Here is a 25,164-nt window from a genome sequence, read left to right as displayed (position 1 = left end):
TTACTCCCCCTCCTTGCTGATGCAGCCAAACGGGCATACCTGAACGCACTGCGAGCAGCCGATGCATTGGGTGGGATCGATGACCGCGCGGCCCTCGGCGTCCTTGCCAATGGCCGGGCAACCGATGCGTACGCACTTGCCACAGGCGCGGCACTCGTTCACGACGGCAGCCGCATTGCGCGAGCGATCGATGAGGCGGCAGGGGCTGTGGAAGACGAGCACCGTGAGGTCATCCGTATTCGTAGCCTGCTTGAGCGCGGCCTTGACCGCCTCGTAATCCTGGGCATCGACGCTACGGACGTCATCGACGCCGAGCGCGCGGCACAGCGCCTCGATGTCGAGTCGCTTGCCTTTCTCGACGGCGAGGGGATTCGCGCCACGCACTTGCTCGTGCAAGGTGATGCCGTTGCAGGGATTGCCCTGGCAGCCCGTCATGGCCGTGGTGCGATTATCGAGTATGCACAGCGTGCCCACCCCGGCGTTGTAGACGGTACCGAGCAGGCTCGTGATGCCCGAATGCGCGAAGGTGCTGTCCCCGATGACGCCAACAACGGGGCGCTTGGTGCGCCCGGTGACATCGGCAAGCTCGAGACCGTGGGCAACGGAGAGCGACGCACCCATATCGATGGTCGAATGCACGGCACTCAGCGGCGGTGTCGCACCGAGCGTGTAGCAACCGATATCGCCGCTCACAACGGCCTTCATGTCACGCAGCACCGTAAAGACGAGACGGTGCGGGCATCCGGCGCAAAGCGAGGGAGGTCTTGGCGGCAAATCCTCGCAGGGCGGATAGACCTCGGGAAGCCCAGCGCCGAAGGCCTGCCTGATAAGGGCGGGTGTGAGCTCGCCTGCTTCGGGCAGCGGAGATGCCGGCGGTTGCTCGGTTGTGATACCGAGGGCATGGACGTGCTCGGCGAAATAGTCACATGCTTCCTCGACGACGTAGAGATGATCGACGGCATCGGCGAATTCCCGGAGCTTGGCAGGTGGTAGCGGCCAGGAGAGGCCGAGCTTCAAGGTACTTGCCTGTGGCAATGCCTCGCGCACGTGCTGGTAGACCGCGCCGCTCGCGATGATGCCGATGGACGTGTCGCGCAGTTCGATGCGGTTGAGGTCGCTTGTGTCGGCAAGCTCCACGAGCTTGCGCGTACGCTCGATGACAGCCTGCCTGCGACCACGCGCATACATAGGCATCATGACGTACTTGGAAGGATCAGGCGTAAACTCGCGCAGGTCAACCTCAGTACGCTCGTCAGAGCAGGAGACGAGCGACTTGGTATGCGCGATGCGCATCGACTCGCGAATCATGACCGGCGTGTCGAATTCCTCGGAAATCTCGAAAGCGCGTTGGATGAACTCATATGCCTCGGCACTATCGGCCGGCTCGAGCATCGGCACGCGGGCAAAGGCGGCGTAATTGCGCGAATCCTGCTCGTTTTGCGAGGAGAACATCGAGGGGTCATCTGCGGCCAAGATGACAAGCCCGGCGTTGACACCGGTATTGCAAGCACTCAGTAGCGGGTCTGCCGCGACGTTGACGCCGACGTGCTTCATGGTCGCGAGACTTCGGGCTCCGCCCATGGCAGAACCAAGCGCGACCTCGAGGGCGACCTTTTCGTTGGGTGACCACTCGCAGTACACGTCATCGTAGGTGGAGAGGTTCTCGAGCGTCTCGGTCGAAGGGGTTCCCGGATAGCCGACGCCCACACGTACGCCCGCTTCCCAGGCACCCTGGGCGATGGCCTCGTTTCCCGACAGGAGCTTCTGCATTATGTGTCCTTTCGAATGTCTAGCCCTCGTTCTCGAGCTCGACGATATTGGTAGCGCCGTAAATCTGGCGCAGCTTGGGTTTCTCGATCTTGCCCGTTGCGTTACGCGGGACATCAGCGTAGATGTACTTGCGCGGACGCTTGTAGCGCGGCAACGCCTGACAATACTCCTCAAGCTCGCCCTCATGTAGCTCGACATCGGGTTTGAGCTCGACCACGGCAGCGGCGATCTCGCCGAGGCGCTCATCGGGCAAACCGATGACGGCGACGTCCTTCACGGCCGGATGAGCCGCAAGATGATCCTCGATCTGCACGGGATAGATGTTCTCGCCGCCGCTGATGACGACGTCCTTCTTGCGATCGACGAGCCAGATGAAGCCATCTTCGTCCTTGCGCGCCATATCGCCCGTGAGTAGCCAGCCGTTCTTGATGGATTCGTTGGATGCGTCGGGGTTGTTGTAGTAGCAGACCATGACACCCGGGCCCTTGACCCACAGCTCTCCGACCTCGCCATCGGGGACCTCGTTGCCCTCGTTATCGCAGATTTTGACAACCCAACGGTATCCCGGTACGCCGATGGCACCGACGTGATCGATGTTCTCGACGCCAAGGTGCACGCAACCCGGGCCGGTTGACTCCGACAAGCCGTAATTGGTGTCGTACTGATGCGCGGGAAAGATCTCCTTCCAGCGCTTGATGAGGCTTTGCGGGACGGGTTGGGCGCCGATGTGCATGAGGCGCCACTGATTGAGCTCGTAGGCCGCAGGATCGATCTTGCCTTCCTCGATGGCGAGCAAGATGTCTTGCACCCAGGGAACAAGCAGCCAGACGATGGTGCAGTGCTCGTTGGAGACCGCATCGAAGATGCTCTGTGGCGTTACGCCGCGCAGGAGCACGGCCTTGGATCCGGAAATGAGACTGCCGAACCAGTGCATTTTCGCACCCGTGTGATAGAGCGGCGGGATGCAAAGGAACGTGTCGTCGTGCGTCTGACCATGATGGTGCTGTTCCATCTCTGCCGCCTGGGTGAGACTGCGATGATGGTGAAGGATGGCCTTGGGAAAGCCCGTCGTGCCGCTCGAGAAGTAGATGGCGGCGTCCTCGTCTTCGTTGAGGGGGATGGCCGGATCGGTGCTTGTATAGTTGGCCGTGAGCTCACGGTAGTTCTCGGCAAAGGTCGGGCAGTCCTCCCCCACGTAGAAGAGCAACCTGCCGTGGGCGATCTCGGAGGCGATCTCCTCGACGCGTCCGGTGAATTGGGGACCGAAGACGAGTATGTCGACGTCTGCCTGCTTGATGCAGTAAGCGATTTCCTCGGCGGTATAGCGGAAATTGAGCGGAACGGCAGTGGCCCCGCTCTTGAGTATGCCGAAGTAGATGGGCAGCCATTCAAGACAGTTCATGAGCAGGATGGCGACCTTGTCGCCCTTCTTCACGCCACGCGAGAGAAGCAGGTTGGCGAAGCGGTTTGCCTTCTCGTCGAACACGCTCCAGGTAATCTCGCGCCTATAGGGCTCCGGATCGGTACTCTCGATGAGGTCGTAGTCGCGCCAGGTGACGTGCTTGCGTTCGAGAACCTCGGGGTTAATCTCGACAAGGGCAATCTCGTTGCCATACGCGGCGGCGTTATGGCGCAGGTAATCGGTGATGGGCACAATAACCTCTATTCCCGCTCGATTATGGGCTTACTTGACGCGCTTGAAGACCATGTCGAAGGTGCCGATCTGGACATGCGTGCCCGGTACGAGCTCTGCCTCGTCCACGATCTTGCCATCGACCCAGGTACCGTTAGTCGAATCGGCGTCCATGATCTTGGCATGTGCGCCATCGATGACGATGGTCGAGTTATGACGCGAAACCGTCATGTTGCTGAGGAAAATGTCGCACTTCGGGTCGCGCCCGACGGTAAAAGTGCCGTCGCCAAGCGTAAAGCTCTCCCCCGCGTAGGGGCCGGAAAGCACCTCGAGCTCGGGTGTGGCGCTTTCGAGCTCGTATGTCTGCTCATCGACCTGCGTCGCGACGGGGTTGAAAGTTTGCGTTGCCCCGACGAACTTGAAGCCACAACGCGGACATGAGGTCTGCGAACCATCGACGGGCTCATTGCAGATGGGACAGACAAAACTGGAAACAGGCACGATACATCCTTTCAAATGCCAAAACACATGGCAGCTATTCTAGCACCGCAATGCGACACGTTAGGAGCCATAACCATAGACCGCAGCATTGTATGCGGCGACGTAATCGCGAATGTCCATCTCGAGTTCGGCGTTCATGCCCTGACCGGCCGTGCTCTGCACACGCTCGACTTCGGGCGCCTGCGCGTAGACGGTGCTCTGGGCTACGCATTGGTCGCCGGTGATCACGCCAACGCAGCGCACGAGCGAGGTAATGACCGAGGTGACGGGCGACGGTCCCATCTTGTCCTCGAGCGCGACGAGGGGAACCGAAGCGACGATGTTCTCGTCCTGACGCCAGGTGATGGTGCCAACGGTATCCCCCTTGGCAACGCCATCGGGCTTGTCGGTGAGGCGCACGTCAATCGCGATGTCACCGTTGAAGTCGAAGACCATACCCGTTACTTCCTCCAAGACGCCCGCCTTTACGGTCTTGTCGAGAAAGCCGCTCATGGGGGCATCGACGAGCACCTGCTCGGCAGACGCGAGCGTGTACGGGCGATAATGGGTGAAGCCCCAGTCGAGGAGCTTGTAGGCGTCGATGAATCGCTGAACCTCGTCGGTGGAATCGAGCACGACGGCGTAGAGCTCGACGCCGTTCTTGCTGGCGGCAGCGGCGAGGCATTGGCCTGCCTTGTTCGTGAAGCCGGTCTTGACGCCAATGCAATCATCCCAGGTGGCGAGCAGGGCGTTGGTCGTAAGCAGCTCCTTGGGCTCTCCACTGAGATTGAGCATGCAGGACTTCATGCCGACAATTTCGCGGAAGGTCGGGTCCTGCATGGCATAGCGCACGATGACGCTGATGTCCGCAGCGGACGAATAGTGGTTTTCGGCGTCGAGGCCGTGCGGATTCTGGAACTGGGTGTTCACGAGACCCATCTGCTGGGCCTTCGCGTTCATCATCTGAACGAACTCCTTCTCGCCACCCGCAATGCCCTCGGCGATGGCCATGGAGGCATCGTTACCCGAATGAACGAGGAGACCGGAGACGAGGTCACGCAAGGTAACCTGTTGCCCGGCGACTAGTCCTGCGCTCGACTCTCCCACGGATGCCGCCCGGGGCGAAACGGTGAAGACTTCGTCAAGATCGCCATTCTCGAGCGCGACGATTGCCGTCATCGTCTTGGTGATGGAGGCCATCGCACGATGCTCGTCTTGCCCGCGTGCCCACAGGACGTTACCGTCCTCATCGACGAGTATGCCGTAGGGAGACTCGATAGCCGGAGCCTCGGTGATGTTCATGCCGCGATCGTTGACCGTGGACTGTCCGACGTAGTCGTTTCCGTTGATGGCGGCATGGACAGTGCCCGGCGTGGCAAGGCATAGCGCGCACACAAGCACGAGCGTAAGCAAAATGCCGGTAAGCAAGGTCAGGTGCCCACGCTGACGCGCAAGCACCTGTATCTTCGAGCCTATGTCATGCGGGCTGACTTGCATGCATCTCCCCTGCGACTACTGCGCGGTCTTGTAGAGGTCCTCGGGATGAAGCACCTTGAAGCCGGCCCCTTCGAGTGCGCCGATCGCAGACTCGTCGACTTTGAAAGCGACCGTCGCGCCCTTGTCGGCATCCGCAAAGCAATAGCAATACTCGATGTTGATGCCGGCGTTATCGAGTGCGTCGAGCACGCTGGCGAGACCGCCCGGGACATCGGGCACTTCGACGGCGACGACCTTCGTGAGGTTGGCCGTGAATCCGGCTTCGGAAATGGCTGCGACCGCACCCTTCGGGTCATCGCAGATGATGCGCGCGATGCCGTAGTCGGTCGTGTCTGCCAGAGCCAGCGAGTGCATCTGGATGTCCGCGTCACCCAGGGCGCGGCACAGCGAGGTGAGACGGCCCCTTGTGTTCTCGAGAAATACCGTAAGCTGGTCAATCATTACTTGTCCTCCCCATCACGCAGGTCAACGATGCGCACAGCCTTGCCCTCGGAGCGTTGGATGGTGTGCGGCTCGACGATCTTGATATTGATGCTGACGGCGAGCTCGTCTTTGAGCGCCTGTTGCATGCGGCGTTGCAGTTCTTCGATCTTGCGAATCTCGTCAATCGGGAAATCGGGATTGATCTCGATCTTGAGCGTGGCAATGTCGAGACCGCCTTCGCGCGTGAGTTCGATCTGATACCAGTCCGCGATCTCGGGGAACGCAGCGCATACGTTCTCGATCTGGCTCGGAAACACCTGGACGCCACGGACCTTGAACATGTCATCAGTACGGCCGTGCAGACGGTCGATGCGGCGATGCGTGACGCCACAGGCACACTCGTTGGGCATGATGCGCGTGATGTCACGTGTGCGGTAGCGCACGACCGGCGAAGCCTCCTTGGTGAGCGTGGTGATGACGAGCTCGCCCCACTCGCCGTCGGGCACGGGTTCGTGGGTCTCGGGATCGAGGACTTCGACGAAGAAGTGATCCTCGGCGACATGCAGGCCGTTCTGCTCATCGCACTCCATGGCGACACCCGGCCCCATGACCTCGGTCAGACCATAAACGTCATAAACCTTATAGCCGAGCTTGTCCTCGAGGTTCTTGCGGAACTGGTCCGAGAACGCCTCGGCGCCATGGATGCCGGCCTTGAGCGTGAAGTCCTTCTTGGGGTCAAGGCCCATCTCGATGGCGGTATCGGCGATGTGCATGGCATAGCTCGGTGTGCAGCACAGGATGGAAGAGCCCATGGTCTGCAAGACCTTGATCTGGCGCTTCGTGTTGCCGGCAGACATCGGGATGGTCTCCGCACCCACGGCAAGGCCGCCGTAATGCGCACCCAGGCCACCGGTGAACAGGCCGTAGCCGTAGCAGACGTGCACGACGTCATCGACATCGCCGTGGGCATAGCCGATGCCGCGGCCGAAGCAGTCACCCCAGGACTTGATGTCGTTGTCGGTGTAGCCCGACACGGTCGCCACGCCCGTGGTGCCGCTCGACATGTGGATCTCCTTCACCTCGGAGCGCGGCACGGCGAAGAGCTTGTACGGATAGGCATCGCGCATGTCCTGCTTGGTGGTGAAGGGAGCCTTCTGTATGTCTGCGAGAGACTCGACGGAATACGGGTCGAAAACGGCCTCGTCAAAGGACTTCTTGTAGAACTCGATGTTCTCGTAGCAGTTGACGATGGTTTCCTTCATGCGCTCGAGCTGCAAGTCCTCGAGCTTGCCCCGTTCCATGTGGGTGATTTCGTCTTGGTACGCCATACCTTACGCCTTCCTGAAAATCGTGCTACTTCCTATCACCCGGGGACAGCGCCCCGCAATGCCATTATTCGGCCGCAGGCGGATCGGCAGCAGGAGCCGGAGCAGGTGTGTCGGGGCCTACGGTGATGATTTCATTTTGCGCCGAGTAAATCGAGTGGAAGGTGACATCATGCAGCACCGTACCGTCAGCGGCTTTTGCGAGGTAGCGGATGTCAATGCTGCGACCATCCTGACCGCTCTGCGTCATCTTGCGCTCACCTGGAGCAAGCTCAGGGTCAACCTCGGTAATCGAGACGTATTTGTCGCCAGCCTTCCAGTCGCCGCGCTGGCAATCAACGGTGCGGCCGTCCTTGGTGCCCCAGAAACTGACGACAACGTTATCATCGGTCACGTTCGCCGTCATGAGCACGTAAGTCGACATGTCGTTGACCCATTTGAGATCAGGCGACTTCCACGACACCGTGGCATCGGCGAAACCGTAATCATCGTAGGCGGCGATGTAGAAGTCGTGATTTACGCGCTCCTGGATGCCGAGGCCCGAGAAGCAGGCGGCATTGAAAATGCATGTCGCGATCTGGCAAATGCCGCCGCCGAGCTGATCCTCATGCTTGCCATTGACGATGACGGGAGCCGTTTGGAAGCCCTTCTCGGCCGTACGCTCGCCCGTGGTGCCGTTGAACGACCAAGTCGCACCCGGTGCCACGAGGGAGTTGTTGATGAGGCGGCAGAGCAGTCTGATGTTGTTGATGCGCTCCGAGGAACCCGACAGCGGAATCGTCCAAGTTGCGAGGCGCTCGGTAATGCCCATGGCCTGCGCTTTCTCGGTGGTGAGTTCGGGTTGGATGGTGACGTCCACGAGCGAGATGGTGCGGCTGCTCGCCGTCGTGGCATCCGGCTCGCCAAAAAGCAGGTCCTGCAAGGCGATCTCCGCGGCAGAGCGATCGGGGCCATAGCCCTCGACGGCGGCGACGAGTACCACCTCGCCGGAACTCGTGTCGAAGTAGGCGTCAGTGGCGCCTCCCGTGGCAGCTGCTCCAAGAATGCCGACCAGATAGCGATCGGTCTTCTCCTGATCGACGTATGCCTGCAGGACATAGCCTGAATCCGGATCGACCCAGGCCGAGGTGTCGTAATCCGAAACCGTCGTACCGTCAGCGACGATCTTCTGCGTGCCGCTGCCGAAGACGAGCACCTCATCGGGCGTGAGCACCTGCAGGCTAATGAGCTCGCCAAGGTCTGCGGTATCGAGCGTCCAGGTGTCAGGATCGTGAACGATGGTGACGTTCTCGGCGATGGCCGCCTTGACGTCATCGGCAACCTTCTGGGCAGTGGCCGGCCTGATGTGCATCGGATCGGTCTTCATCGGAATGACGAAGGGGAAGTTGTCGGGCGAAAACGCGCTCGCACTGAAGCGCTTGATAAAGGTAGGGGCATCAACCGACCAGCCATCGCTACCGTTGACAACGGAGACGGCGCCATCCTCGATGCGTATGGTGCTATCCACGATGGGCAAACCGATTTCTTTATCGATCTCCGTCGCAAGTGCGTTGAAGCGCTCGTCGCGCACGGAAACGGTAGCGTCAAGATGCGTGCCGCCGAACCAGGAAAAGAAGCGCTCGGCGACGAAGTTGCCCTGACGACCCACGAGATAGGCCTCTTCGGCCAGCGCTTCGCCATCGACGTAGGCACCGATGGTCTCGGCCGTAATGTTCCATTTGTCGATCGTACCGTCATCGTTGATGTCCGAGCCCGCCGCTGTCTCATCGGCATGGGCTTGCTCGATGCCACCTGACGGAATCTGCGCGCCATCGGCCGAGGCAATATCGGCACTCTCGTAAATGGTCACGTGCGCATTGGAGAGCTTGGGGGAAAGCTCCTCGTTGATCTTGGTGGCGGCATCCTGCACGCTCATGCCACCAACCTCGATACCTTGCACGGAGACACCGGGGTGAATCCTGCCAAACGAGGAGAAGATGTCAACGCACGTGTATATGAGCAGAAGCGCGACGATGATAAAGACCGGGATCATGATCTGGAGATGCGATTTGGTATAGGCAATGAACTCGTTCGAGGTGCTTGGGGTACGTGCTGCGGGCATGCCCTTTTCGCGCACACGGGCATTGGGGCTTGCCGCCTGCGTGCGGGAGAAGCGTCCAAACGCGTTGCGCGCGGACTGCGCCGAGCGGGCCTTCGATTGTTGATCGCCGCCGATTGTGCCAAAGCCCTGCGTGGTAGACGAGCTGCCCTGCGAAGCCCAGGGAGAGGACGAGCTGCTGAGACGGCTCGGAGCACTGGAGAGCGTACCGGCCTTGCTCGCCTTCGAGGTGGTGGTCGTGCGCGGAATCTTGGAGGCACGCGTGGCCTTGGGAATACGCAAGGTCTTCGATGACTTGGCGGCTTTTGCCGCCTTCGCAGGTTTTGAGGCCTTGGGAATGGCCTCTGCCTTGGGGGTTTGCACGGGCTTGGAGGCAGGCTGCTTCACCGACTTACGTGCCGTCGGCTTGAAGGCGGGCGCACCCGATGCGGGTCGCATTCGCTTGCTGGGCTCTGGCTTGTTAGTCGAATCGGTCACCTGTGCTCAAACCTCTTCTATCGGGCAATATGTGACTGCTAAGAATACCACCAATGACGCGAGAGGTACCCAGCATAATTAAACGATTAAGCAAAATTTAATTCTCCTGCGCAAAAGCTGCACAGAACCTTGATATGCGCTGGTCAGGATGCTTTTGCGAGGAGGCGAACGCCCTTTATGACATAGATGACAAAGGCGATTATCGAGCAGACGAGACCTGCGTAGACAAACCAGATACCGAGCAGGGCCTCATCGCCGCCAAAACCGGGGAGCCATGCAGGCGCATCGGCAAGCCCGAGACCGGGAAGCATGGGCATCCCGAGCAGGAGAAGACAAAAGCCAATCATGATGAAGGCGGTCGCAAACTTTCCGACGTAGACGACCGGCGGAACCTTGCCGACCCTGGCAAGCAGATAGCGTCCCCCGAGCAACAGGCAGAGGTCACGCACGATGAGATAGACGAGTATCCACAGAGGCAGACGCCCGAGTATGAAGATGGCGATAACACCGACGGCGATGAGCAGCCTGTCGACGAAGGGATCGAAGAGCTTGCCAAGCTTGGAGACCTGGTGCGTGCGACGCGCGACCTGACCATCGACCCAATCGGTCGATGCGGCGACAGCGTAGACGACGAGCGCGGCGATATGATACGGCGTGGCGAAGAGAAGCCAGAGAAAGAGCGGGAGCAGCAACAGACGCACGAGCGTAATCACGTTAGGAGCGGTGAGCACCTTATCGAGCACTTGCTCCTCTTCGGTATGTGCCATCTCATCTGATGCCATCGAGAACTCCTCTGGCAAAATTCGGACTACTCCCCCGCTGGTGCGTTGCCAGCTGCCTCCTCGGCAGCCTTCTTCGCCGCAGCAGCCTTCTTCTTCTCTTCGGCGGCCTTGAGTGCAGCTGCCTTCTTTTCGGCGGCGATGCGCGCCTTCTCGGCCTTCTCCTCTTCGGTGAGCTCGTAGACGCGCGTCGTCTGGTTGTCCGTCGTGATGGGCGGACGATCCCTGAGCATCTCGAGGTCCTTGGTCGGGCAGGAGGCCACACAGGCACCGCAGGCGATGCACTTGTAGGGCCAGTAGGTCCAGCGCGACTCGTCACGATCGACGACGATGCAATCGGCAGGACACTTACGCTGGCACATGCCGCAGAAGATACAGTTGTGGATGTCGATCATGTCGATCTGGCCACGTGCGTTCTCGAAGGTCTCGCGTACCTCGTAGGGATATTTCCTCGTCGCGCGCTTGCTAAACAGGCTTTTGAGCGTCAGTCCGCCCAGTTTGAATACACCCATCTCTCTACCTTTCAGTGCAGCTGATGCACGGGTCAATCGTAAGGACGACCATGGGTACGTCAGCAAGCTCGACGTTGGAAAGCGCGGCAACCATACCTGCGATGTTCTGACTCGTCGGCGTGCGCACGCGCATGCGGGCGAGATTCTTGGTACCGTTGCCCTTCGAGTAATAGAAGGCCTGGCCACGAGGCTGCTCGAGCGTCGTCATCGCCTGGGCGCCATCCTCGGGCGCACCCTTGACAGGCACCATGACCTCGCCATCGGGAATCTTGTCGACGAGCTCGGCAATGATGTCGATGGATTGCAGCACCTCGCGCACGCGCACATCGCAGCGAGCGTAGCAATCGCCGCCGTCGGAGAGCACGGGCTCGAAGGATGCGAGCTCGCCGTAGGCGCCGATGCCGTTGAGGCGCTCGTCGGTGGCGACATTGGAGGCACGTGCGAAGGGACCGACCATCGAGAGCTCGAGGGCCTTCTCGGTCGAGATGTGTCCGACACCGACCATACGGCTCTTGACGGAGGAATCCTCGAGCAGGGTCTTCGCGATGCTGCGGTACTCCTCGCGCAGCTTCTCGAGCTTGATCACGATGCCGGCGAGTGTCTCGTTGGAAACCTCCTGGCGAAAACCACCCACGTCGCAGGCGGAGAAGATGACGCGGCCGCCCGTGACCTGCTCGAAGATGTCGAGAACGGTCTCGCGCAAACGCCAGGCATGCATGAACAGGGCCTCGAAGCCAAAGCCATCGGCCAGCAGGCCGAGCCACAGCAGGTGGCTGTGCATACGGGAGAGCTCGTGGAAGATAACGCGCAGGTAGGCAGCGCGATCGGTGATTTCGATGCCCATAAGCTTCTCGACGCACTCGGAATAGCCAAGCGAGTGGCCGAACGAGCAGATGCCGCAGATGCGCTCGGTCACGTAGACGAACTGCGTGTAGTCACGTTTCTCGACGAGCTTCTCGAGACCACGATGAACGTAGCCGATGCGCGGAATGGCATTGACGACGGTCTCGTCCTCCAAGACGAGGTCCAGATGCACGGGCTCGGGAAGGACGGGGTGCTGCGGTCCGAACGGGACGACGGTGCGTTTACTCATTGCCGGCCTCCTTGTCCGTCTCGGTCTGCTCTTCGGCAGCGCGCGGATTCATCGGGAACTTCTGGGACACCTTGTAGAACTCCCCCTGGAAATCCAGGTTGATGCCGTAAATGTTGACACCGAAGAGATCGTGCGTCTCGTTCTCGAAGACGAAGGCTGCGGGATAGAGCTCGGTTATCGAGGGAACGGGCATGCCGTCGGGAACGTTCACGGTCAAACCAGTGAGGCAGCCGTCAACGGCATCGGGTGCGATGAAGGTATAGAGCAGCTCGCAGGAATCCTCGAGCGTCGTCGCGCAGATCTGCACGAAACGGTAATCACGCTGCTTGAAGTCGGAAACCGCTTCGAAGAGCGCATCGAGTTCCACGGTCTCAAACACGTTGGGCTGAAATAGTATCATGCTCACCCTCCTACTCGACACCCGCACCCGAGGCACCGGGCACGTCATCGACATCGGCAACGGATGCATGCGCGCCCGTCGAGGCCTGCGCGTCGGTTCGGTCCTTGTCGGCCGGATTCATCTTCATGGCCTTTGCCTTCTCCTCGAGAATCCCGACGCCCGCGATGACGGCATCGAGGATCGACTCGGGCTTGACGGCGCAGCCGGGAACGTAGGCATCGACGGGGATGACGGTGTCGACACCACCGAGAATGTTGTAGCAGGTCTGGTAGACGCCACCACCACAGGCACATGCGCCACAGGCAACGACAACCTTGGGTTCGAGCATCTGATCGTAGATCTGCTTGACGACCGGCGCGTTCTGGTCATTGATGCCACCCGTGACGACGAAGATATCCGCATGCTTGGGATTGCCCGTGTTGACGACGCCGAAGCGCTCCGCATCATAGAGCGGAGTCAGCGCAGCGAGCACCTCGATGTCACAACCGTTACAGCTCGAGCCATCGTAGTGAATGATCCAGGGTGACTTTCCCACGTTTGACATAGTTGGCACCTCCCGATTCTAGATGAACAGCAGGTAGACGATATTGATGGTGCCGGCAACCAACGCGACCCACCAGGCGCTCTTGAGCATCGTCTCCCACTTGAAACGAGCGAAGTTATTGTCAATCCAGATCTCGAAGAACCAGATGACAAGCGCGACGACGATGGCCACCACGGCGGCAACCCAGCCCCCGGCCCAGATGACGAACATGCCCGTCCATCCGAGGAAGAGTATGGTCTCGTACCAGTGCGAGAGCTCGACGAGGGCAAGCGTGCGACCCGAGAACTCGGTCACGATGCCTCGGACGATCTCCTGGTGCGCGTGCTGCGCCATCGAGATATCGAACGGCGACTTGCGCAGCTTGATGGTGAGCACATAGAGGAAGCCGATGAAGATGAGCGGCAGATAGCGCACGAGCGGCATCTCGACCGAGAGCAGGTCGGCGACGTAGAAGGAGCCGGTCGCCAGGAACATGCCGATGGCGACAAGCAGCACCATGGGCTCGTAGGACATGACCTGCACGGTCTCGCGCTCGGCACCGAGGTCTGCGTACGGAGAGCGCGAAGAGTAGCCGGCGAGGATGAAGAACAACGCGCCAAGCGTCTGGATGAAGACGCAGAGCAGGAAGTTGCCGCCGGCGAAGAACACCATGCCGGAGAGCACGATGAAGATGAGGTAAAGCCAGACGTAGAGGTCCTGCGCGCCGTTGACGGTGGCATCCTCCTTGGCAAGCAGCTTACGGAAATCCCACCAGGGCTGGAGGAGCCTGGGGCCGACACGGCCCTGCATGCCAGCGGTAATCTTGCGATCAAGGCCGGCGAGGATGCAGCCGATGAAAGGCGCGACGATGAGGAACGCAAGCACGCCGATGATTGACCAGATCGAGAAGCCAAAGATCTCCATTATTGGTTCCCCCCTTCACTGCTCGAGCTATCGGAGTCCTGCGTACCCGAAGACGAGTTCTGGACGAACATCTGGATGAAAAGCGTATCCATGAGGTCATCCATGTCTTCGATGCCTATCTCCTTGAAGGCGTCCTTGTTCTGCTCCCAGGACTGGCGATAGTACTCGTAGTATTGCTGGTAGGTGGTGAAGTCGATGTTGTTCTGCTCCCACAGGCTGCCCTCGTAGGAGTCATGTGCCGCGGAGATTCCCACAAGCGTGTCTTTCTCGGCAGCCGCCGACTGCACGACGAAGGCAAAGGAGCTGAAGATGAGCGTGAGGGAGACGACGATGCCGATAAGCACCATCTTGCGCTCGCCGAAGATGTCGTTCATATACCAGTTGCGCTGTGTGGCGGTGCTGACCCCGTTAAAGGAGTTGCGGAAGGTGCGGGCGCTCTCGTCCACACCGACGCCCGAAAGGTATACCGGCGCGATGCGCTTCTTGGTGTTTCCGGAGAAGCCGAGGAAGATGACGGCGATGACGAGCGCGATGATCGCCATGATCCACAGGTCGCCGATGGGTATGGCGTTCGAGGCGACGCCGAACATGGTCTGCAGGTACGGGGCCACGACGGACACCGAGATGAGCGGGAAGCCGATGCAGCAGCCGACGGTGAGAACGGTCATGAGGCCAAGGCTAGCCCACTCGCTGCGAAAGACGGTGAGCTCGACATCCTGAGCATCGTTATTGGCGATGGCGAGGATCTTGCCAAGCCACTTGGTCCAGAACATGAAGGTCGCGGCCGATCCGAATACGAGCAAAACGAGCAGAATGACGTTCTCGGACTGCGCGAAGGATTGCAATGCCGCCCATTTCGAGACGAGCATGCCGAAGGGCGCGATGAACATGCCCATGATGCCGATGGCCATGAGACGGGCAAGGCGCGGCATGCGCTCGAAGAGATCGTCCATGTCCTCGATATTGCGACTGCCGATGTGATGCTCGGCGGTGCCCACGCATAGGAAGAGCAGAGACTTGGCGACCGCATGGAAGATGAGTAGGAAGATGGCGGCCCAGATCGCGCCGTCAGTGCCGACACCGGCACAGGCGACGATGAGGCCAAGGTTCGAAATCGTCGAGTACGCGAGCACGCGCTTCGCGTTGGGCTGGCTGATAGCCGCAAGCGCGCAGAACAGGAAGGTCGCGATGCCGACCGTCATGACGAGGAATCCGGGGATGGTGAAGCCGAGACAAGGAGAGATCTTGATGAGGAGGAAGACGCCGGCCTTGACCATGGTCGATGAGTGCAGCAGCGCCGACGTGGGCGTGGGCGCGACCATGGCACCGAGCAGCCAGCTCTGGAAGGGCATCTGGGCTGCCTTGGTAAATGCCGCGAGGGAGAACAGCAGCAGAGGTGCATAGGTAACGAACGCCATGCCACTTGACGCCAGGGAGAGCGTCGTGGAAATGAACACGTCGAGCTCCATCGTGCCGTAGAAGCTACCGACCCAGACCAGGGCGATGGAAAACGCGATGCCGCCAATCAGGTTGAGCGTGATCTGCAAAAAGGAGTTGTCGATGGCCTCCTTGGTACGCGTGTACCCGATGAGGGCAAACGAGCAAACCGTGGTGATCTCCCAAGCGCAAAGCATCCAGGTGAGCGCGTTGGAGAAGACGATCGCGAACATGGCGCCGAGGAAGGCGAACATGACCGAGAAGAAGATGTTACGACGATCGGAGCCATCGTTATGAGCCTCATGCACGCGCATGTAGCCCAAACCGTAGACGATGATGCCCGAGCCGACGATACCGATGATGAGCGCCATGATGATCGAGAAGTTGTCGATGTAGAGCTCGTTGGCAACGGTGATGTCATGCGCTACCGCGAGGTCGAGATAGGTCGCCAGACCAAGCTGGATAACGGCGAGCACGACGGCAAGCGGCTTCTTGTAGTAGACGCCCTTGACGAAGATGTAGAGGCACAAGACGAGCTCGATTGCGAGCGCGACGTAATCGATGACCATCGCGGCGGTATCGCTGACGGGAAACACGTGGGTTTCCGGCGACAGGAACTGCACCGCGCAGAAGATGCTACCGCAAGCAATGACAAGCGCACCTATAACGGTGATATAGCTACGCGCACGGTCGTTGCGCACGAACATCAAGACAAGAGCGACGAGCACGGGAAACAGGATAAGAAACGCCGTCGTCGCTATTCCGATATTCATCAAGACACCCCTCCTCCGGATGTTGACGGCCGAGCCGAAAGTGACAGAGCCAATTTGACTACTTTAGTTCAGTGGAGAGTCTTTTGGTTAAGAAAAACGGTGAGCGCGTCCAATGCTCTCCCCTAGCGTATGCAGCTTCTAGATAACACCAGGAAAGCCGAGCTGGCGCAGCGCTTCGAAAAGAACGATGTTTGCGGCATTGGAGAGGTTGAGGGAAACGGCATCGGGATCGGTCGGATCACTGAGCGGGCCCGGCGTCGTGACGGGCGAGAGCCCGTCGCGCTCGATCATGGGAATGCGCAGGCAGCGCTCGGGATGCGCCGCAAGCACAGCATCGTCAATACCGGTGGACTCCCTACCAAACATGAGATAGTCGCCGTCCGCATAGGAAACCTCGTGGTAGTACGCATCCGCACGCTTCGTGAACATCCAGAGGCGTGCATCGGGGTTTTGGGCGAGGAATTCGTCGTAGCTATCGTAAGTGATTAAGTCGATGTCATGCCAGTATCCCATGCCGCTGCGGCGCACCATACGATCGTCGAGCGAGAAGCCGAGCGGACCTATGAGATGCAGGCGCGTGTTGGTGAGAACGCAGGAGCGGCCGATGGTTCCCGTATTGGCGGGTATCTCGGGCTGAAACAAGACGACGTTGAGCATGCTGTATATCTCCCCTAGAGCACGAGTTCGAGCGTGGAGCCCGAGCGTGTCTTCGTGACCTGTATCTGACGGGCGATGCGCTCCTTGAGATCGGGAACGTGGCTGATGATTCCGATCATGCGATCATCGGAGCTGAGCTTGTCGAGCACCTCGATGGCAAGCTGGCAGGTCTCCTCGTCAAGTGTACCAAAGCCCTCGTCCACGAACATCGCGTCGATGTACATGCCGCCAGCCTGGGCCATGATGACGTCCGAAAGACCGAGTGCGAGCGCGAGCGAGGCAAGGAAGGTCTCACCGCCGGAAAGCGTCTCGGAAGGGCGCATCGAGCCGGTATAGCGATCGAGGACGTCGATTTCGAGACCCGCGATCGAGCGCCTGTTGCGTCCGACATCACGGTGTGCAAGGCTGTAGCGGCTTGCCGACATGACATGCAAGCGCTCGTTTGCCGCGTTCAGCACTTGGTCAAAGTAAGCGCCCTGTACGAAGGTCTCGAAGGCGACCTTGCCCAGACCGCCCGCAAGCTTGCCCGCGGCCAGGCGCGCAAGCAGGTCGATGGAGGTAAAGCTCTCCTCGAGCTGCGTGACATGTTTCTCGCCTTGCTCGAGAGCCGCGAGACAATCCGCATGGCGGGCTACGAGCGTCTGCATGGACGTGAGCTCGTTCGCAAGGGCATCGCTGCGTCGTGCGAGCTCGGTGCGCTTCTCGCGCAGCTCCGCAAGATCGGGGCTCTCCTGCTCTCCTTGCGCCTCGTTGGCAGCCTTGAGCTTCGCCTCCTGCTCGGATTGCGTGCGCACGAGCTTCTCGGCTGCCGCACGCGCAGTCTCGAACTCGTCTTCCATCTGCATCAGGCGCTTTTTCAAGGCCGCCAATGCCTCCTCGGCAGCCTTTTTGCTCGGATGCGCAAGCGCCGCAAGACGCGTCTCGAAGCTCGTCTGGGTCTGGGCGAGTTCGAGGTTGAGCTGCGTGATACGCTCCTGCAGCTCATGTTCTTGCTTGGCGAGCGTGTCAATTGCATCGCGCATGCTCGCAATCCGCGTCCCAAGCTCACGTTGGCGTTCTGCATCCGCGGCGCATGTCCTCTCGTCGGCAGCGAGCTCCTCCAGTGCGCCGCCAACCTGATTAAGTTGCATACGCAACGCATACTCGAGATCGTCGCGCGTCTCGCCAAGAGATGCCTTGACACGTGCGGCGAGCGTATCGCGGCCGGCCTGCACATGAGCCGAAACCGAAGCTGCCTGGACGGCGCATTCATCGCGACGGACACGTGCCTCGTCAAGCTGGCCGGAAAGTTGCTCAACTTGCGCATCGCTTGGCGCCTCGGCGCTGCGCTGCGCGAGCTGCGGATGCTCGGTCGAGCCACACACCGGACAGGGTGTGCCCTCCTCGAGTGCATCGGCAAGCATACCCGCGCGATCGGCGTTATAGAGGCGCTGGGCCTCGAGCAGCTCCGCACTCGCATGCGCAAGCGCGTCTTCCGCATGGGAAAGCTCGCCATGACGCACGCGCAGCTCGTCTTCGAGCACAAGCTGACGCTTGCGTAGCGCCTCTAGTTCGGTGAGTTCGCGCTGCGATGCCTCCAGGCGCTCACGCATGGCCGCATGGCGCGCCGCCCGCACTTCGATATCCGCAAGCGTCGCCTGCTCCGCAAGGGCCGCCTCGAGCTTGACGCGAGACTGCTCGAGCTGCGTACGCGCCTTCTCGAGCGCAGCCTGCGTCGTATGCTGGTTACGCTCGATCGTGGCGAGCCTCGTGCGCTGCGTTTCAAGCGCATCGTAATCACCAAGCGACGCATCGAGCGTATGCAGGCGCGCTCGCAGCTCATCACGCTGTGGAGCCTGAGCAACCAGCTCATCGCGCAGGGCAACGGCATCTGCTATACGCGCGGCGTTGCCATCAAGCCACTCACGGGCCTCACGGGCACTTGTGCGCGCCTTTTCGAGCGCCTCGGCCGCGCCAAGCGAGGTGTCGACTGCAGCCACGGCTTCCCGAACCTGCGAAAGCTCTCCCTTGAGCGTATCCATACGCGCGTTCTCATCATCGAGTGCTAGTCTGAGCAAGCCCTCGAACTCATGTGCGTGCAGGGCATGGTCGGACATGGCCATGAGCTCGTCGTATCTGGCGAGGAGCTCATCATCACAGGGAGGCGCAATGCGCGCAATTTCCGCTTCGAGTCCCGTACGTGCAGTGTTCATGTCCGTCTCGAGCAGACGGCGCCTCTCGTCGAGGAGCTCCTGGATGTGCGCATAAGGCTGCGTACCGAATATCTTGCGGAACAAGGTCTCGCGTTCCTTGGTCTTGGCATTGAGCACTGCGGCAAAGTCATTCTGCGAGATCATGACGATGCGACTGAACTGCTCTGCATCGATTCCCAGAAGGTCGCTCACCTGATCCGTAACATCCGAATCACGCGACGCGAGCGAGACACCACCGGTGACGTCCTCGAAAGAGGCCTCCGCGCCGATCTCGCGCAGACCCTCGCCGCGCTTCTTGGGGCGGGTCTGGGCAGGGGCACGATACACGCGATACTCGCGTCCGGCATGTTCGAAAACGAGCTCGACGTAGGTGAGCGTGTCAGCCGCAGCATGCGCTGAGCGCATCTCGCGCGCCGGACGCAGTTCATCGCTTGTGACACCATATAAGGCGAACTTGATGGCATCGAAGATGCTTGTCTTGCCCGAGCCGGTCGGCCCGCAGATGAGGAACAGGCCGTGGTCTATGGCGGAAAAGTCAACGGTTTCCTGCCCGGCATATGGACCGAATGCCTGCATGGTGAGCATGAGGGGCTTCATCGTGTAGCCTCCTCGATGCACGCCTCGACAAGCGTGCGCTCGTCCGATGTGAGCTGCTCACCCGTCTGTTGCTCGTAGAAAGCGGAGAAGAGCTCGAGCGGGCTCGATTGCCTGACGTTTGCAAGACGTTCGCGCGCTCGGGATTGCGGCGCAACGATCTGCTCCCAATCGAGACGCAGGATGTTGGGATACAACGCACGGAGCTTTGCCATGGCATCGGGCAGGCTCTTGTCAGTAAGCGTGACACGCAGGTAATCGAGGGGGTCCCCCTCATCAGCGCCCGCACATATCTCCTCATACGAAGCGCGAATCTCGCGCATGTCATGCAGGGGTTCGAGCAGGCACGTTCCGATTTCGATGCGGCCGTCTTCGATGCTGAGGATGGTCGCGCTCTTCTCGTGACGCGTTTCGGAAAACGAATACTTGAGAGGACTTCCGGCATAACGAATCTGCGGACGCCCGACATGCTGGGCCCCATGCAGATGCCCAAGCGCCACGTAATCGTACGCATCGAACGCGGAAGCATCCACGTTATCCGCACCGCCCACGCTCGCGATCTCGGAATCGCACGTGGTAGGCTGTACGCCCGACGCCGTGACGAACTGATGGGCGACGAGGATGTTGCAGGCAGCATCATCGAGCTCGTCGCAGGCAAGAGCCTGACGCACCGCGTCGTCATGAGAGACGATTTCCTCAGCTGCATCTGGCAATGCCATACGTACGTCGGTTGGACGCACGAAGGGAAGCAGGTGAATGCAGACACGCTCGCCATCCTGCTCGACCGTGAAGCGATCGATATTGGCATCGAAGGCCTTGGCGATATGCAACCCCGAAGAGCCGAGCAAACCAGAGCAAAACGAAAGCTGCTGGGGCGAATCGTGATTGCCGGGGATGGCAAAGACCTCGATGCCGTTCTCGCAAAAACCCAAGAAAAGACGCTCGCAGGTCTCGAGTGCTTCCCGCGAGGGAATGGGACGATCGAAAACGTCGCCCGCGATGAGGACGCCAGCGACGTCCTGATCACAGGCAATCGCCACAAGCTGGTCGATGATGTGAACCTGCTCCTCGATCATCGACAGGCCGTTGACGCGCTTGCCGATGTGAAGGTCTGCAATATGCAGCAGCTTCAAGGACTACAGCTCCTTGTAATAGAGCCTGCAGTGGCAGTAACCCTCGAACTCCGGGTCTGCAATCTGGTCACGAAACTCCTGGCACATGCAGTGGTTCTCTTCGCTTATCTGCACTTTGCATGGGCAATAGCCCTCACGCTTGAGGATTCCCGCGCGAATCTTGTCGACGTACTCGCGGTCCTCGTTCATCCTAATTCTCACGATGCTCCTTTCCACGATGACACACGTGAGCTTATCACGCGCGAGGGCCGTGCGCGCACTCAAGCAAATTTCGGTTGCTCAGATGTTGCGGGAGCCTCGAAGACGCCGGCGCAATGCGGACAACGCGTCGCACCCACCTTGACTTCCTCGAGGCAAAACGGGCAGCAGGGGGCATCGGGCTCTGCATCGTCCTTCTTGCCCATGCTTCTCATCTTGTTCACGCCCTTGACAAGGCAGAACACGATGAAGGCGATGATGAGGAAGTTGATGCAGGCGCTGATGAACGACCCGAAGTCGATTCCCGTTCCCGGAATGACCAATCCCCCGACCTCGGCATTTCCACCCGTGATGAAGTTAATGAGCGGTTGAATGATGCCCGAAGTCAACGCCGTGACGATTGCCGTCAACGCACCGCCGATGATGATGCCGACGGCCATGTCCATCACGTCGCCCTGGTTGATGAACTCCTTGAACTCCTTGAAGAAACTCATGATGCGCTCCTCTGCTCCTCATGGCGGCGTGCGCCAGGTATATCTATCTCGAATTCATATTATATTCGACCAAGAAGAGAATGGGGCTGCTTTTACCCAAAAACGAAAGCACCGGCGGAAGGAGCAATACACCCCGTGCCAGTGCTTTGACCCGCCTATGATATCAAGGCTAGGAGACGGTTGCCTGCTTAGAATCCGGTACGGATCCAATTACCGCAAGCACCCTTTCCATCACCTCAGGAGGAACCATCGAGAGGTCTATGTCGTTGATATCGTAGTTGTTGGTATCATCGCATACCATATAGATCATCTCATCATTCACGCTCATCTCATCCTCCTCCAATCCACATGCTTGCCGTTATCTTCGTTCAAGACAGTTTTTAACACCATCGACTCGGCGAAATCACCCAAGCTGTCCTTAATCTCATTATAAGCGTCGGCTAATTTACCAGCAATTGTTGGATCGTCCACTGCCACGTACCAGACCGATCCATCATGCCCGATGACAACAGAAGCAACAACGACCACGTGTTCTGCTGCAGTCATCACATCTCGAAATGACGGTTGAAAGCTCATTGGATGGTTATGAATCAGAACGACACCATTTTCACGCGCCCAGATTTTATCGACATCAGATTCGCGGAATGCCGTTCTTCTGCGCACCATCGGCAACGCATCCAGATTGTCGGCCACCAACGCCCCTGTGCGCGCGTCAATGGCAACGAGATATTCGAACTCGGTTCCATCGGTTGCAGATAGGATACGCCCAGCCTGACGGTAAGCGGCCTCCACGACAGCTGCTGGCAATGGCATAGCGCGAAACGCGTCGTGATACCCCTTCGTGTTGACAATCGGCGAAACCGACAGCGCATTCGCGCTCTCCCCCAGTCTCACCAGTGGTTCTTCGTGTCTCACGACCACCTTCTCCTCCCTCGCGGAAGACGGAAAGGCAATCGTATCCGGCGAATCTAACAGTTTCGCCGGATGCTTTTGGTCGAATTACCGATGTATTCCGGAGTAATTCCGGACATCGAAGCAAAGCGAACTCGGAGCAGATTCGGACAGACGTTTTATACCGCTTCCTGCTCGACTGCGGTCGGCTCGGCGCAACCGCTGCGGCGCGTGAGGAAGTAGAAAACGGGCGTATCGAGAGCGGCGAGGATGAACTTGCAGACGTACTGCCCCACCATCATCGCAAGAAGCGTCGGCAGCATAGCCGTGTCGAAGGCCCAGCCCATGCCGATGCCAAAGGCGACCGTGATGTAGATGACGGTGTCAATCGCCTGTGAACTCATGGTCGAGGCGTTGTTCCACACCCAGCGCCACGCACTGCTCTTGCCACGGCTCAGGAAGAACCCGCGAATCTTGTGAAAGACGAAGACATCCCAGCTCTGGCTCGTGAGATACGCGAGCAGCGAGGCAATGACAAAGACGACGTTCTGACCGAGCAGCATCTCGTAGGAACCCTGCATCTCGGGATTTGCCGCTGGCAGCACCTGCGCGATGGCAATGAGCACGCAAGCGATGACCTGGCAGACAAAGCCCCACTTGACGATGAGCTGCGCTTCCTTGCGTCCCCAGATCTCGCCAACCACGTCTGTCATAAGAAAGGTGATGAAGTAGCATATGACCGCGCTGGGAACGACAACGGCCGTGCCGAACAGGGTGAAGCCCGTCGCAATCGTCTTTGCCGCCACCATATTTGACACGACGAGCGCAATGGCGAATACCATGCCACAAAGCATGAGGTTACGTTGAGTTTTCTCCATGATGATTCCTTGGTTTTTTATGGCTGGATGTTGCGAACAGCCCCCGTCGCCCATGCGGCGGATTTACAATACGGCGGTCATAGTAGCACAGCATTGTCCATGACGCGAAGGATGCGGCGTGCGAAACTCGCCTCGACGGTCGCTTCCCGACGGCCCGCTTCGCGGTCCTTACGGCGCGCTCCCTTGGACCTCGGCTCTGTCTCGCACGCCGCATGTATAACGCCACGGGAGACCTCTCCACGCTCGATGAGCCCACCGTCAAGCTGTTACAATACATACTCACCAACAACGCGTCCGCAAGCGATGGACTGGTGCGTAACCTGGAACAAGCGGTCAGGCTTGCGTGCGAGAGCGAGGAGCTTCAGATGGGCATTCATACCTTAGAGCAGGAGCTCACAGACCGCTATGACTACGGCGTGCGCGTTGGACGCGAGGAGGGTCTTGCGGAGGGAGCGTCTCGCATGAGCGCCCTCTTTACCGCAATGGTTGATGCAGGCGTTTCTTCCGACGATATCGTCGCTGCCCTTGAAAGCGTCGACAAGGAGTCCCTTTACGAGCAGTATGGCATAGGCGATTAAGTGCCGCTATCCGCGCGCGCCGTCTCCCGAGTCGAGATCCGAGAGCTGCGAGAACATGCGCTCGGCGGCAATTTGCTCGTAGCCCGCACCTGGGCGTGCCCAATTGGCAAACGGGTAGATGGAGATGCCACCACGCGGGTAGAACATGCCGCGCACCTCGATGTACTTGGGGCTCATGAGCTCAACGAGATCGTGCATGATTACGTTCACGACGTCTTCGTGAAAGTCACCGTGATTGCGGAAGGAGAAGAGGTAGAGCTTGAGGCTCTTGCTCTCGACCATGCGCTCGTCCGGAACGTAGTTGATGTAGAGCGTTGCGAAATCGGGCTGGCCGGTAATGGGGCACAGCGTCGTGAACTCCGGACAGCGAAACGTGACCATGTAGTCGTGACCGGGGTGTTTGTTCTCAAAGGTCTCGAGCAGGCTGGGGTCATAGTCTTGCGCGTATTGGGTGTGCTGGTTGCCGAGCAAGGTGAGGCCCTCGGCCTCGCGCGTGGCTTGTGACATGCTGTTACGTCCCCCTAATCGAGCTCGGTTGCCGAGGCGACCATGTTGTACGAATCCTTCGCACCGAGCGCCTTGATGAGCTTGGCGCGCTCTTCGAGCAACTTGGACTCATCGCAGGGGAAGAAAGCCACGTATACGGGAAGCTCGTAGCTCATGTCCGCATGCACGTAAAGATTGCCCTTGCCATCGAGCTGCTTGCGCACACCCTCGAGCATGGAGGCAGCGGCCCCTACGTAGACGTCACGATAGGCGCCGGGATCATCGGCGGCAACGTCGGGCTCGTAGGTGAGAATGGCAAAGCAACCGGGCTCCTTCGCAAAGGCGAGGTCGTCGCCGGGGGCGTCTTTCTCGAGAGCCGTGGCCGGACGCAGGGCAACGGCCGAGGCGATGGTCTCGTCTATTTGCTTCTCGCGCGCAAGGGCAGCGGCGACCTGGCGTTTTTGGGCACGCAAGGCGCGTGACTTGCGAACCTTATGGGAGAAATGCGCAAAAGTCGCGACGGTCAATGCCGACACGACAACGACGCCCACGCCGATGACGGCTGCGGCATGGCGACGTTCCTCGTTGCTTGAGCCATGACGTGCTTGGTCGAAGGTCTTCTCGACAAGCCTGGGGACATTGCCCACCGCGGACTTCATGGCGGGAAGGGCGACTTTTCCCAGTTCGAGATTGGCGGCACCGATGTACTTGGTAGCCGAGCCGATGGCGACTGCGGCATCCTGCATGGACTTGAGAGTCGTCATATCCATGGTGGTCCTCCTTGCTCTTCGTCGTGAAGCCGTTTGCTCATCGAGGCTGTCGCTTTGTACCAGCCAGGTAATTGGTTCTATGCCCGCACCCGGGTTCGCGATAAAATTATTACTTAGATTTTATCATTCGCGAGCCACTGTAAAGGACG

At 59.6% G+C, this 25,164-nt stretch carries 24 protein-coding genes; 1 reads left to right on the top strand and 23 read right to left on the bottom strand.

The features are described 5' to 3' along the window. The 21 genes from DBY20_03595 to DBY20_03495 form a co-directional block, all read right to left on the bottom strand. Positions 1 to 1,770: an indolepyruvate ferredoxin oxidoreductase subunit alpha gene (locus tag DBY20_03595; GenBank protein PWL78972.1), complete on the bottom strand. Its 1,770-nt coding sequence runs from the start codon at positions 1,768 to 1,770 to the stop codon at positions 1 to 3. A gap of 19 nt (positions 1,771 to 1,789) precedes the next feature. Continuing rightward, positions 1,790 to 3,424 (bottom strand): AMP-dependent synthetase, encoded by a 1,635-nt coding sequence (locus tag DBY20_03590; protein PWL78971.1) that lies wholly within the window; start codon positions 3,422 to 3,424, stop codon positions 1,790 to 1,792. Positions 3,425 to 3,454: 30 nt separating this feature from the next. Next, the gene (locus tag DBY20_03585; GenBank protein PWL78970.1) at positions 3,455 to 3,931 is read right to left on the bottom strand and encodes an FHA domain-containing protein; all 477 of its coding nucleotides are present in this window, start codon (positions 3,929 to 3,931) and stop codon (positions 3,455 to 3,457) included. A 33-nt stretch (positions 3,932 to 3,964) separates the two neighbouring features. After that, positions 3,965 to 5,380, bottom strand: coding sequence for a hypothetical protein (locus tag DBY20_03580; protein PWL78969.1), 1,416 nt, complete (start codon positions 5,378 to 5,380; stop codon positions 3,965 to 3,967). A 15-nt stretch (positions 5,381 to 5,395) separates the two neighbouring features. After that, positions 5,396 to 5,821, bottom strand: coding sequence for an amino acid-binding protein (locus DBY20_03575; protein PWL78968.1), 426 nt, complete (start codon positions 5,819 to 5,821; stop codon positions 5,396 to 5,398). Beyond that, on the bottom strand, positions 5,821 to 7,131 hold the full coding sequence (locus DBY20_03570) for a phenylacetate--CoA ligase (protein ID PWL78967.1): 1,311 nt from the start codon (positions 7,129 to 7,131) through the stop codon (positions 5,821 to 5,823). Before DBY20_03570 ends, DBY20_03575 begins: the two co-directional genes overlap by 1 nt. A 64-nt stretch (positions 7,132 to 7,195) precedes the next feature. Beyond that, a complete protein-coding gene (locus DBY20_03565) occupies positions 7,196 to 9,703 on the bottom strand; it encodes a hypothetical protein (protein ID PWL78966.1) in 2,508 nt (835 codons plus the stop codon). A 143-nt stretch (positions 9,704 to 9,846) separates the two neighbouring features. Then, the gene (locus DBY20_03560; GenBank protein ID PWL79412.1) at positions 9,847 to 10,470 is read right to left on the bottom strand and encodes a CDP-alcohol phosphatidyltransferase; all 624 of its coding nucleotides are present in this window, start codon (positions 10,468 to 10,470) and stop codon (positions 9,847 to 9,849) included. Positions 10,471 to 10,511: 41 nt separating this feature from the next. Next, a complete protein-coding gene (locus tag DBY20_03555; protein ID PWL78965.1) occupies positions 10,512 to 10,994 on the bottom strand; it encodes a hypothetical protein in 483 nt (160 codons plus the stop codon). A 4-nt stretch (positions 10,995 to 10,998) separates the two neighbouring features. Next, positions 10,999 to 12,087 (bottom strand): NADH-quinone oxidoreductase subunit D, encoded by a 1,089-nt coding sequence (locus DBY20_03550; GenBank protein PWL78964.1) that lies wholly within the window; start codon positions 12,085 to 12,087, stop codon positions 10,999 to 11,001. After that, a complete protein-coding gene (locus DBY20_03545; GenBank protein PWL78963.1) occupies positions 12,080 to 12,487 on the bottom strand; it encodes an NADH dehydrogenase subunit in 408 nt (135 codons plus the stop codon). Before DBY20_03545 ends, DBY20_03550 begins: the two co-directional genes overlap by 8 nt. 10 nt (positions 12,488 to 12,497) lie before the next feature. Further along, the gene (locus DBY20_03540; protein PWL78962.1) at positions 12,498 to 13,031 is read right to left on the bottom strand and encodes an NADH-quinone oxidoreductase subunit B; all 534 of its coding nucleotides are present in this window, start codon (positions 13,029 to 13,031) and stop codon (positions 12,498 to 12,500) included. An 18-nt stretch (positions 13,032 to 13,049) separates the two neighbouring features. Next, positions 13,050 to 13,934 (bottom strand): Ech hydrogenase subunit EchB, encoded by an 885-nt coding sequence (locus DBY20_03535; protein PWL78961.1) that lies wholly within the window; start codon positions 13,932 to 13,934, stop codon positions 13,050 to 13,052. After that, the gene (locus tag DBY20_03530; protein PWL79411.1) at positions 13,934 to 16,132 is read right to left on the bottom strand and encodes an NADH-quinone oxidoreductase subunit L; all 2,199 of its coding nucleotides are present in this window, start codon (positions 16,130 to 16,132) and stop codon (positions 13,934 to 13,936) included. Before DBY20_03530 ends, DBY20_03535 begins: the two co-directional genes overlap by 1 nt. A gap of 150 nt (positions 16,133 to 16,282) precedes the next feature. After that, entirely contained in the window at positions 16,283 to 16,801 is a 519-nt protein-coding gene (locus DBY20_03525) for a tRNA (uridine(34)/cytosine(34)/5-carboxymethylaminomethyluridine(34)-2'-O)-methyltransferase TrmL (protein PWL78960.1), read from the bottom strand. 14 nt (positions 16,802 to 16,815) lie between these two features. Further along, a complete protein-coding gene (locus DBY20_03520) occupies positions 16,816 to 19,590 on the bottom strand; it encodes a hypothetical protein (protein PWL78959.1) in 2,775 nt (924 codons plus the stop codon). After that, complete coding sequence (locus tag DBY20_03515) at positions 19,587 to 20,720, bottom strand: exonuclease sbcCD subunit D (protein PWL78958.1); 1,134 nt, start codon at positions 20,718 to 20,720, stop codon at positions 19,587 to 19,589. The genes DBY20_03520 and DBY20_03515 overlap by 4 nt, the downstream gene beginning before the upstream one ends. A gap of 3 nt (positions 20,721 to 20,723) precedes the next feature. Then, positions 20,724 to 20,921: a ferredoxin thioredoxin reductase catalytic beta chain gene (locus DBY20_03510; GenBank protein ID PWL79410.1), complete on the bottom strand. Its 198-nt coding sequence runs from the start codon at positions 20,919 to 20,921 to the stop codon at positions 20,724 to 20,726. A gap of 59 nt (positions 20,922 to 20,980) precedes the next feature. Next, positions 20,981 to 21,412 carry a large conductance mechanosensitive channel protein MscL gene (gene mscL / locus DBY20_03505; protein PWL78957.1) on the bottom strand — a complete coding sequence of 144 codons (432 nt, stop codon included), beginning with the start codon at positions 21,410 to 21,412 and terminating at the stop codon, positions 20,981 to 20,983. Between the two features lie 324 nt (positions 21,413 to 21,736). Further along, positions 21,737 to 22,327 (bottom strand): hypothetical protein, encoded by a 591-nt coding sequence (locus tag DBY20_03500; GenBank protein ID PWL78956.1) that lies wholly within the window; start codon positions 22,325 to 22,327, stop codon positions 21,737 to 21,739. A gap of 155 nt (positions 22,328 to 22,482) precedes the next feature. Then, a complete protein-coding gene (locus DBY20_03495; protein PWL78955.1) occupies positions 22,483 to 23,181 on the bottom strand; it encodes a hypothetical protein in 699 nt (232 codons plus the stop codon). A gap of 212 nt (positions 23,182 to 23,393) precedes the next feature. Between DBY20_03495 and DBY20_03490 the strand changes: the two genes are divergently transcribed. Continuing rightward, complete coding sequence (locus DBY20_03490; protein PWL78954.1) at positions 23,394 to 23,759, top strand: hypothetical protein; 366 nt, start codon at positions 23,394 to 23,396, stop codon at positions 23,757 to 23,759. A gap of 6 nt (positions 23,760 to 23,765) precedes the next feature. On the opposite strand, the gene DBY20_03485 is transcribed toward DBY20_03490, so the two are convergent. Then, positions 23,766 to 24,266 carry a 7-cyano-7-deazaguanine reductase gene (locus tag DBY20_03485; protein ID PWL78953.1) on the bottom strand — a complete coding sequence of 167 codons (501 nt, stop codon included), beginning with the start codon at positions 24,264 to 24,266 and terminating at the stop codon, positions 23,766 to 23,768. A 14-nt stretch (positions 24,267 to 24,280) separates the two neighbouring features. Next, positions 24,281 to 25,015, bottom strand: a complete 735-nt coding sequence (locus DBY20_03480) for a hypothetical protein (GenBank protein ID PWL78952.1) — start codon at positions 25,013 to 25,015, stop codon at positions 24,281 to 24,283. Positions 25,016 to 25,164 lie beyond the last annotated feature (149 nt).

It is taken from the genome of Coriobacteriia bacterium (assembly GCA_003149935.1).
Classification (GTDB): Bacteria; Actinomycetota; Coriobacteriia; order Coriobacteriales; family QAMH01; genus QAMH01.
Note: the sequence above shows the minus strand (reverse complement) of the source record. Positions and strands in the feature narration are given on the sequence as shown.

Bases quoted from the DNA above. Each gene is read 5' to 3' on its own strand.
- DBY20_03595 (PWL78972.1), bottom strand. From the start codon at position 1,770: ATGCAGAAGCTCCTGTCGGGAAACGAGGCCATCGCCCAGGGTGCCTGG.
- DBY20_03580 (PWL78969.1), bottom strand. From the start codon at position 5,380: ATGCAAGTCAGCCCGCATGACATAGGCTCGAAGATACAGGTGCTTGCG.
- DBY20_03575 (PWL78968.1), bottom strand. From the start codon at position 5,821: ATGATTGACCAGCTTACGGTATTTCTCGAGAACACAAGGGGCCGTCTC.
- DBY20_03570 (PWL78967.1), bottom strand. From the start codon at position 7,131: ATGGCGTACCAAGACGAAATCACCCACATGGAACGGGGCAAGCTCGAG.
- DBY20_03560 (PWL79412.1), bottom strand. From the start codon at position 10,470: ATGGCACATACCGAAGAGGAGCAAGTGCTCGATAAGGTGCTCACCGCT.
- DBY20_03555 (PWL78965.1), bottom strand. From the start codon at position 10,994: ATGGGTGTATTCAAACTGGGCGGACTGACGCTCAAAAGCCTGTTTAGC.
- DBY20_03550 (PWL78964.1), bottom strand. From the start codon at position 12,087: ATGAGTAAACGCACCGTCGTCCCGTTCGGACCGCAGCACCCCGTCCTT.
- DBY20_03545 (PWL78963.1), bottom strand. From the start codon at position 12,487: ATGATACTATTTCAGCCCAACGTGTTTGAGACCGTGGAACTCGATGCG.
- DBY20_03540 (PWL78962.1), bottom strand. From the start codon at position 13,031: ATGTCAAACGTGGGAAAGTCACCCTGGATCATTCACTACGATGGCTCG.
- DBY20_03535 (PWL78961.1), bottom strand. From the start codon at position 13,934: ATGGAGATCTTTGGCTTCTCGATCTGGTCAATCATCGGCGTGCTTGCG.
- DBY20_03525 (PWL78960.1), bottom strand. From the start codon at position 16,801: ATGCTCAACGTCGTCTTGTTTCAGCCCGAGATACCCGCCAATACGGGA.
- DBY20_03520 (PWL78959.1), bottom strand. From the start codon at position 19,590: ATGAAGCCCCTCATGCTCACCATGCAGGCATTCGGTCCATATGCCGGG.
- mscL (PWL78957.1), bottom strand. From the start codon at position 21,412: ATGAGTTTCTTCAAGGAGTTCAAGGAGTTCATCAACCAGGGCGACGTG.
- DBY20_03495 (PWL78955.1), bottom strand. From the start codon at position 23,181: ATGGAGAAAACTCAACGTAACCTCATGCTTTGTGGCATGGTATTCGCC.
- DBY20_03490 (PWL78954.1), top strand. From the start codon at position 23,394: ATGTATAACGCCACGGGAGACCTCTCCACGCTCGATGAGCCCACCGTC.
- DBY20_03485 (PWL78953.1), bottom strand. From the start codon at position 24,266: ATGTCACAAGCCACGCGCGAGGCCGAGGGCCTCACCTTGCTCGGCAAC.
- DBY20_03480 (PWL78952.1), bottom strand. From the start codon at position 25,015: ATGGATATGACGACTCTCAAGTCCATGCAGGATGCCGCAGTCGCCATC.